The sequence below is a fragment of the Cyanobium gracile UHCC 0281 genome, from assembly GCF_034931305.1.
GTDB lineage: Bacteria > Cyanobacteriota > Cyanobacteriia > PCC-6307 > Cyanobiaceae > Cyanobium > Cyanobium gracile_A.
Map to the genome: position 1 here is coordinate 1 of NZ_JAYGHY010000088.1, position 8,161 is coordinate 8,161.

Annotated in this window: 4 protein-coding genes and 2 pseudogenes; 1 reads left to right on the forward strand and 5 read right to left on the reverse strand. The window is 66.5% G+C overall.

Annotated features, from left to right (window positions below; genetic code table 11):
* Window positions 1–143 (forward strand): annotated as a pseudogene (locus VB739_RS15695) (photosystem II D2 protein (photosystem q(a) protein)); the annotation flags it as partial.
* A 127-nt stretch (window positions 144–270) separates the two neighbouring features.
* Here VB739_RS15695 and VB739_RS15700 read toward each other — a convergent pair.
* The 5 genes and pseudogenes from VB739_RS15700 to VB739_RS15720 all read right to left on the reverse strand — a co-directional run.
* The gene (locus VB739_RS15700; protein ID WP_323357961.1) at window positions 271–2,121 is read right to left on the reverse strand and encodes a hypothetical protein; all 1,851 of its coding nucleotides are present in this window, start codon (window positions 2,119–2,121) and stop codon (window positions 271–273) included.
* Window positions 2,122–3,025: 904 nt separating this feature from the next.
* On the reverse strand, window positions 3,026–4,030 hold the full coding sequence (locus VB739_RS15705) for a lysylphosphatidylglycerol synthase transmembrane domain-containing protein (protein ID WP_323357962.1): 1,005 nt from the start codon (window positions 4,028–4,030) through the stop codon (window positions 3,026–3,028).
* A 10-nt stretch (window positions 4,031–4,040) separates the two neighbouring features.
* Window positions 4,041–5,444, reverse strand: coding sequence for a glycosyltransferase (locus VB739_RS15710; protein WP_323357963.1), 1,404 nt, complete (start codon window positions 5,442–5,444; stop codon window positions 4,041–4,043).
* Complete coding sequence (locus tag VB739_RS15715) at window positions 5,441–7,900, reverse strand: hypothetical protein (RefSeq protein ID WP_323357964.1); 2,460 nt, start codon at window positions 7,898–7,900, stop codon at window positions 5,441–5,443. Before VB739_RS15715 ends, VB739_RS15710 begins: the two co-directional genes overlap by 4 nt.
* A pseudogene (locus VB739_RS15720) lies at window positions 7,897–8,161 on the reverse strand (glycosyl transferase); the annotation flags it as partial. The pseudogene VB739_RS15720 and the gene VB739_RS15715, both read right to left, overlap by 4 nt.

Consider the following 8,161-nt stretch of genomic DNA (forward strand, 5'->3'; position numbering starts at 1 on the left):
CGGAGGATCCTGAATTCGAAACGTTCTATACCAAGAACATCCTGCTCAACGAAGGTCTGCGTGCCTGGATGGCGCCCGCTGACCAACCGCACGAAAACTTCATCTTCCCTGAAGAGGTTCTGCCCCGCGGCAACGCCCTCTGATCGGCCGGTTAGTTTGCCTTTGCTGTTTGACTCTAGTGCCCTCCTTGGAGGGCACTTTTTTTGTCCGCCTGGCTGCTGTCGGTTTCCGCCCGCTTACCAAAGCCATGGTCTCCCATCCTGGTGATCTTCACTTTGTGGTCAGTTTGGATCTTCCCTCAGCGGATGGAATGTAAGGAGTGCAAGGAGGTTGAATAGACCAGCACTTGTCCTGTCGCGGAGAGCGAATGGGGATTTCCTTGGAATCAGCTGGTGATTCCTGCCTTGAGTGCCATCCATACAGTCGATCGCTGGGAACCGATCTATCGGAGTAGGGTTCAGGGCCGGTTGACTTGAGAAGAGACCGCTGTAAACGGACGCTCAGAAGTGACATCAGTATCGCCGACGTCAGCAGGGATAGTGCTGGATAGAGTATCACTAGCTCGGTGAATTCAAAGCCAATCAGAGAGCCAATCCAGGGGAAAAATCGTGGATTTGGAGGCAGTACTAGCAGGGCGAGAAAAGTTATGGGTAGGAGGCAAAGGCTGAGGTGTAGAAGCCTTCGTTCGCGAAGTAATCGCCTGTTTGCAATTGTCATGGCAGCCAGGACCAGGAAGAGTGCCATGGCAGCAATGATCCAGAATGTCATCAGCTGCCCACGGGATGTAGACAGGAATCTTGGCAGCCAATCTGAGAGTGAAAGATGTTTTGGATAGAGGCTCGCTGAAAGTGAAACATTATCGTCAAATCGAGCATAGTTTGTGACCAGTGCACTTCTGATGAACTTGGTTGAAGCCAAGGGAACGGCATGGTCTCCCCACGGCCCGGTGAAGGGAATTGGAAAGACGAGATATCCGGATGTGATCAGGTTTGTTGCCACCATGGAGGCGTAGGCCAGCAGGAATGCGCCTGCCAAGGCTTGCTTCGTTTTGAGTTCCCGCCGGCAGAGGCCGACGACACCAAAGACTCCTCGCCAGCGATTGAATTTGAGTCCGGGGACCTGACGCAGAAACTCCAGTAGGAGAATCAGGGCGAGGCCCAAGGCCCCGGAAAGCTTCAGCAGCGGCAGAAAAAGGGAAAGGGCCAGAGCCTGGGCGCGGCGCTGGCCAGGACAGCAGAAGTACAGGACGTAAATCAGCATCAATGTTGTCATTGAAACGGCAAAGTCCGCATCAAATGACACCAGCGAATTCAGTGACTGAATGCCAAAGATGAGCCCTGTGCAAAGGTATAGAAGAGCTCTCGTTGTTATCTGTCTGGATCGATTTGGTGTCTCTGGCTGTTGAATCGCTGAAAGGCTGGAAACGACTGTGAGAATGAATGCTTCCAGGAAAATGAGGTTAAGTGAAGGAGCGAGAATGAATCTTGAAGGGCTCAGGTTCTGCAGCGAAACCTGGGCGAACTGCTGCAGGTTGAAAAAACCGAAGCTGAAATGAAAATTGGCGAGGCCAACCTCCGGGCCGAAGGTCTGAAAATGAAGCAGGGAAGGTAGATGATAAAGCCCGGTATCATATTGCAATCCTAAATAGGGAGCGGAGAGAAGATAAACGGCTGGCACGAAGGTCAACACGCGCAGGGTTGCTCCATTGATCGGGCTGATGGCCAGGGTCCCGAAGCGTGAGGCCAGTGGCGATGCAATGGCGTGGAAAGTCATTCGGCCAGGCCAGCGGCTGCTCTGCAGCAGGGCCAGGCCTCCGAGCAGCGCCAGCAACAGCGCCGTTGCCGTGGTGAGGCCGCTGCAGAACCGATGGAGCATCAGGATCGGCCGTCCGCCAGATCCGCTCAGCAGCTCCATCAGCGCCGGCAGGATCAGCAGCACGTTGCAGCCCACGCCAAAAGCGATGAGGCCGGCCAACAGGTCAAGGCCGTCATTGCGCTCCTCGAAGTCCTTCCCTGCTTGGCCATCGTCGCTGGGTCTGAACCTCGTCCTCAGCCTTGTTGCTGTGAGTAGACCAAAACTGAAGAGGACGAAAACGACAACCATGGCCAGTTGATTGGCCATGGACGCAAGGGCGGATTGCATTATCAATGGGGCGGCAAGGTAGGGGCATGAGATCTGAAACCTACCTGAACGATGTAGCAAAGCTATGAATTGATAGCTTTCGATTCCTCTCTCAAGCTCTGCGCCACTGGCGAGGCAGTTGGCGCACAATGCCAGAACGGTACGGATGTATCACAGGCCTCCTCGTGAAGGCTCTCCGGCCTGGTTGTCGGCTGGTCCTCCGAACCTTCCAGCCGGATTCACGGGCAAGGAGGTGCAAAATGTCGTTATGATTACGGGGTTCTGTCAGCAGTGGCGTGGCGACGGATTCGGATGCGGCCCCGGGGTTTCCCCGCTGTTCGTTCCAATTCGTCCCGAAGGCGTCGCCGGCTGGCATCCAACCCACAGGAGGAGGTGTCCATGACCCCAAGTTGTCCCATCCAGGGTCTGCTGATCGCGGAGAATGCCGGCTGATCACGGCTGCTGACTCCTGATCCATCGGTTCCGCGCCAGAGCGGACCCGGCGAGAGCCCTCGACACCGTTTGTCCCCAGGTTCACCTGGAGATGATGATGTCGGGGGCATCGTTCATGGGGGGCTTGGTCCTCTCGGCGACGATGTCAGCACCTTGCGGATCACCGGTGCGGCAGGCGGCCAAGCCCCCGCAGCCCCGCCGGCCAGACGCCGCCGGCGCAGAACAGCAGGCGACCGGCCCCCATCTCCCAGAGCCGCGTTGGCATCAGGAAGTAGGCGGCGGCCTGCTGGCTGGGATACAGCTGAACGAAGGCGACCAGGGCGGGCGAAGCCAGTCAGCCAGGCCACCACAGGGAACAGCCGGTAGACCTGCTCCTCCACCCCCAGGTAGCCGCTGGGCGAGGCCGGTGCGCTGTCTCTGGCCAGGGAGTCCCGGGAGCCGATGGCCTCGATCAGGCGCCCACCCCGTCGCCACCGTCTCCCGGGCCACCGTCTCTGAGGCGGGACAGCACCAGCAAGCCCACCGCCGTGGGCAACAGCACGGTGCACACCCGCAGCACCAGGATGACGGCCAGCGCCGCCGATCGATCGACACCGAAGGCCACCGCCAGGCCGATGGCCGTGGCCTCCGCGGTGCCGACCCCCGCCGGCAGAAAGGAAAGGACACCCCCGAGGGCCATCGCTGTGCGGATCACGGCGGCCTGGGTGAGGGCCAGGGGATCCCCCAGCACCTGGAGCAGGCCCATCAGCGCCGACGCTTCGATCAGCCACACCAGTGCCGCCAGGGCGGTTCCCACAAGCAGGGGCCAGGGCTGCAGCAGCTGGCGCAGCCGGCTCACGGCCCCGAGGGCTTCCCGCAGCAGCCGGCTCAGACCGCGCCAGCGCCGGTGGGCCGGCAGCCGGTCGAGGAACGCCTCCAGGCGGCGCAGAGCGGCCGGGTGGGTCAGCAGCCAGGTGCCAACGGCCAGGGTTCCCCCGGCAGCCAGCAGGGCCGGCAGAACCCGGCCTCCCAGCCCCCAGGCAAGCAGCAGCAGGGCTCCAGCCAGGTCCGTCACCCGCTCCGCCAGGGTCACCCCCACGCCCACCTGCATCGGAATGGCGTGGCGACGCTGAAGCCACAGCCCGCGCAGGGCCTCACCGCTGCGGCCTGGTGCGGCCACCAGGGAGAGACCGGCGGTGTAGATCCGGCCGCTGGGGCGCCAGGCCAGGGGATGCCCCAGCTGCCGCAGATAGAACTGCCAGCGCTGGAACAGGAGCACATAGCCCAGGGCCACCAGCGCCGCCACCACGACCCAGCACCACCAGGGCAGTGCCGCCAGCGAGCGCATCACGTTGGCGAAGCCGAACCAGAAGCTGAGCCCCAGGTAGACAACCAGCGTTCCCACCAGGCCCAGGAGCCAGCGCTTTTTCATCAGCAGCCAGGGCGGCGCCGCCGTTGGCACGGAGGTGGGGCGCACACGGGTGCGCTCATGGCGTGAAGCGCAGCTTCTGGGCCGCGTAGAGACACATCCGGGCCAGGATCAGGCCCTCCTTCACGTGGGCGATGTTGGAGCTGCCGTAACTGCGCTCCTGGTATCGCACCGGCACCTCCACGATCTTGAGGTTCAGCTTGGAAGCGCCGAAGAGCAGGTCGAAATCGCCGAAGGGGTCGAAGTCGCCGAAGTAGGCCCGCCCGGCCTTGAGGCGCTCATAGTCCGCCTTCCAGATCACCTTGGTGCCGCAGAGGGTGTCCTTCAGCCGTTGGCGCAGCAACCAGGAGAAGGCCGCAGCGAAGAAACGGTTGGCGGCCGTGTTCAGCGGTGGCATGGCTGCGTTGGTGCGCGGATAGACCAACCGGCAGCCGTTGACGAATTCCCCCCGGCCCTCGGCGAGGGCCTTGTAGAAGCGGGGCAGGTCTTCGGGACGCACGGTGAGATCCGCATCCAGGATCATCAGCACGTCCCCTTCGGACTGATCAAAGCCCAGCCAGACAGCATCCGCCTTGCCGCGGCCGCTCTGGCGCAGGGCGCGCAGCTGCAACGGGCCGCTGTAGGCCGCGCACACCCGCTCGATCTCCGCCCAGGTGTCATCCGAGGAGTGCCCTTCCACGAACAGCACCTCGGTGGCGGATCCCAGCAGGGGCATGCGGTCGATGGCGGCGGCGATGTTGCCGGCTTCGTTGCGGGCCGGGATCACCACGCTGACGCTGGGACGGCGCTGGGCCGGGGTGGCGGGACGGGCCACCAGCCAGTGGGTGAGCCCGAACTGTTCCAACACGGGCAGCTGGCTGAGCCAACGGTTGGCGAGGGTGCTGAGCAGGGGGAGGTGTCGTGGCAGCAGGCAGCGGTGCCCCTGCTTGAGCACCTCCCAGCCGGCCAGGTCGAGCAGGTTCTGCACATCCCTGGGGGTGAGCCAGCTCTCAGGGGGCTGGGGCTGGCGTAGACCCAGCCGTTCTGCCGCCTTCAGCAGCGGCTGCCACAGCCAGTTGTGGAAACTCACCACCAGCCGCGTGCGGTCATGGCAGAACGCCGCCAGCCGCTCGATCACCCCCTGGACGTCCTCGAGGGTGTTGAGGGTGTTGGCGAGAAGAATCACATCGAACGGCTCGCTCTCCCCGATCGCCTCCGGGTCGATGGCCGCCGCTTCGGCGCAAAGGATGCGCAGGTTGGGATGGGCCTCCCGTGCAGCGGCGGCGATGGCGGGGTCGCGCTCGATGCCCACCCCGTGGCTGGGGTGGGTGGCGGCCAGCAGATCTCCCAGGCCGCAGCCGATCTCGAGAACCCTCAGGCCCGGAGCGACCAGCACCTGGTGCAGCCGGTTCAGGTCTTCGTAATAGGCGCGGTTGCGGCGGTGGAACCGTTGCAGTCCCTCGGGCTGAAGCATGCCGTTCATCGCAGCAGGGCCAGGGTGCCGGCCACGTCCAGCCGCAGGCCGCTGGCCACGGCCCGCAGCGTCCGCAGCGTGCGGTTGCCGGGGTCGAGCCGGGCGGCGGCGTCGAGCGCCACCTGGGCCTGGCCGGGGTGGAAGCGGTAGAGCTGCACGAAGCCGAGGGCCATCAGGGCATGGGGATTGGTGGGTTCGAGGGACACGATGCGCTGCAGGGTGTCGACGGCCCCATCGGCGTGCCGCTGCAGCGCCTGGGCCAGGGCCAGACCATAGAGGTCCTCCAGATCGCTGCCACCGGTGTCGGGGGGAGGGGCCTGAAGCCGGGCCCGCAGCAGCCGCTCCGCCTGGGCCAGGTAGATCTGCTGGGGATCGCGCTGGTTGATCTGTCCCACCTGCTGGAACAGGCGATCCAGTTCCCCTCGACGCAGCAGCCTCCCCAGCGCGACCAGCTGGTCGATGCGGTTGGGGGGTGCCCCACGGCCTCCGCCGGCGCCATCGGCCGCCACCGCCAGCGGGAGCGGTGAACTGCGCAGGGCCAGCGGCTGTTCCTGGCGGTCAAGGGCGCGGGCCCGCAACTGGTAGGTCCCGTCGGGCAGCCCGGCCGGTACCACCAGGGCCAGGCGTTCGCGGACCTCCAGACAGGCGGAAGAACCGGCGCGCAGCATCCCCTGGCCGATGCCGCGGTCGTGGCGCCAGCTCGGCAGGCCACCACCGGCGGTTTCCTGCCGCCAGTCGAGCAGCAGCAGGCCATCCCGCAGCTGGGCCGCCGGCCCCCGCAGACGGCTCACCAGGACCGCCTCGCTGCCCGGCCGCAGGGGAGCGGGTGGCTCGACGCTGAGATCCAGCTGGAGGCTGGGATCCGGCCCGCAGGCCACTGGCGTCACCTCCAGGCTCAGCTGCCGCCGCTCGAAGAGTTCGGCGCTGCTGCCGTCGGGCAGGGGCCAGCGGCCGGCGGCCTGGAACGCCGGCGAACGGCGCACCATCCCGTCGAGGGCGGCCTGGCGCTCGTCGCTCATCACCCCCTGGTCGCCCCCTTTGAGCAGGAACCAGTCGAAGCCGGCCAGGTCCCCGCCGAGCTGGTCGACGGGGGCCACGGTCTGGCGGGCGGCGACGCGGAAGTCCTGGCGGCGTCCTTCGGCGTCGAGGTTGAAGGCGTTCAGGCCCTGGCTGTCGGGCAGCACCGCCAGGGTGGAGAGCTGGTGCGGACTGCGCTGGCGGATCGTGGCCACGATCGCCTCCAGGGGCCAGGGGGGGCCGGCGATGGGAGGCCGCGGCGGAAACCCGGTGGGATTGGCCGCCAGGGCGAACTGGCTGGCCAGGGCCCCCCAGATCCCGATCCCCACCACCGCCAGACGCCAGCCGGTCGTCCAGCGACCGGTGGCCGAGCCCAGCAGGATCCCCAGACCGAGACACAGCTGGGGAACCAGGGGCAGCACGAAGCGGAAGTCCTTGGTGCTCATCAGGGTGGCCAGCAGCAGGGCCCCGAGCGGAAAGCTCAGCCACCAGGTGAGCCGCCGCCAGGGCAGGGCGGTGGCAGGGGCGCCGTGTCGCCGCCGCAGGCTCAGGCCCCCCCCTGCCACCACCACCGCCACCAGGGCAGCCCCGGCCATGGTGGGCAGCAGGCGGGGGTAGAACAGCCAGCCCGCCAGGGTGTTCGCCTCCAGCCCGTCCTGGTACAGGACGCCCCACTGGCGGGCCTTGTTGACCGTGGAGAGGATCGTCAGCCAGTTCTGGCTCCACCAGGGCCAGGCCACGACCGTGGCGGCGGCGGCGGCCAGCAGCAGCTGGGCCAGCCGGCTCAGGCGGGCTGGCCTGCCCGGCTGAATGGGGGCCAGCAGAGCCATCCAGGCCAGGGCCAGCAGGGGCAGCCAGAGCATCACCAGGCCCGTAGGGCGTGTCAGAACGACGGCGCCCAGGCCCAGGCCACCGCCCAGACTCCAGAGCCAGGGGCGGTGGGGGCGGGCCAGCACCCGCACGGTCAGCAGCCACCAGGTGGCCGTGAGCACGGCCGTGAGACTGAAATCGATCAGATAGTCACTGCGCTGGTTGAGCAGGGCCGGGGCGACGCCACAGAGAAAGGCGGCCCAGAGGCCGGCGGCCCGGCTGTGGGCCAGGCGGCCCAGGCCATACAGGCTCCCCAGCAGCAGGGCCTGGAACAGGCTGTTGGAGAGGATGGCGCTGCCATACCCAGGCCCCAGCAGGCTGAACACCGGTGCGGTCACCAGATAGGTGAAGGGTCCCCGGTAAGTGGGGGTCTCGGCCCAGAGCCGATGCCACCAGAGGGGATCGAAGGGTGCGGCCTCCCCGAGCACCTGCCAGACCCCCAGGGCGCGGCTGAGATGTTCCCCCTGATCCCAGGCCGGCGGCTGGCCATGGCGCTGCAGCCAGAGCACATCCAGGAGCAGGCCCGCCAGCCACAACCCCAGCAGGATCCAAGCGTCCCGACCGCGTGCCAGCCTCATCGGCCCGCCCCTGGGGCTTCGGCCAGCAGCCAGGGCTCGAGCTCGGGGGCCTGCAGCTGCACGGGCCATCCGGCCGGCAGCTCCTGGCGACGGATCCACACCCGCTCCCCGGGGGGCACCCGTTCGGCGGGGCCGATGCGGGGCGTGAGCCTGGGGCTGGCCAGGGCCACCAGGATCAGCCCGGCATGCTCCTCGCCGCTCAGGGGGGCGGCGGCCGCGGCGGCGATCGGCCCAGCCGCGAGCGCCTGCGCCGCCCCAGGG

What these genes read in the sequence shown, in the direction of transcription:
- VB739_RS15710 (WP_323357963.1), bottom strand. Translation starts at nt 5,444, where the DNA reads ATGAACGGCATGCTTCAGCCCGAGGGACTGCAACGGTTCCACCGCCGC.
- VB739_RS15715 (WP_323357964.1), bottom strand. Translation starts at nt 7,900, where the DNA reads ATGAGGCTGGCACGCGGTCGGGACGCTTGGATCCTGCTGGGGTTGTGG.
- VB739_RS15700 (WP_323357961.1), bottom strand. Translation starts at nt 2,121, where the DNA reads ATGGCCAATCAACTGGCCATGGTTGTCGTTTTCGTCCTCTTCAGTTTT.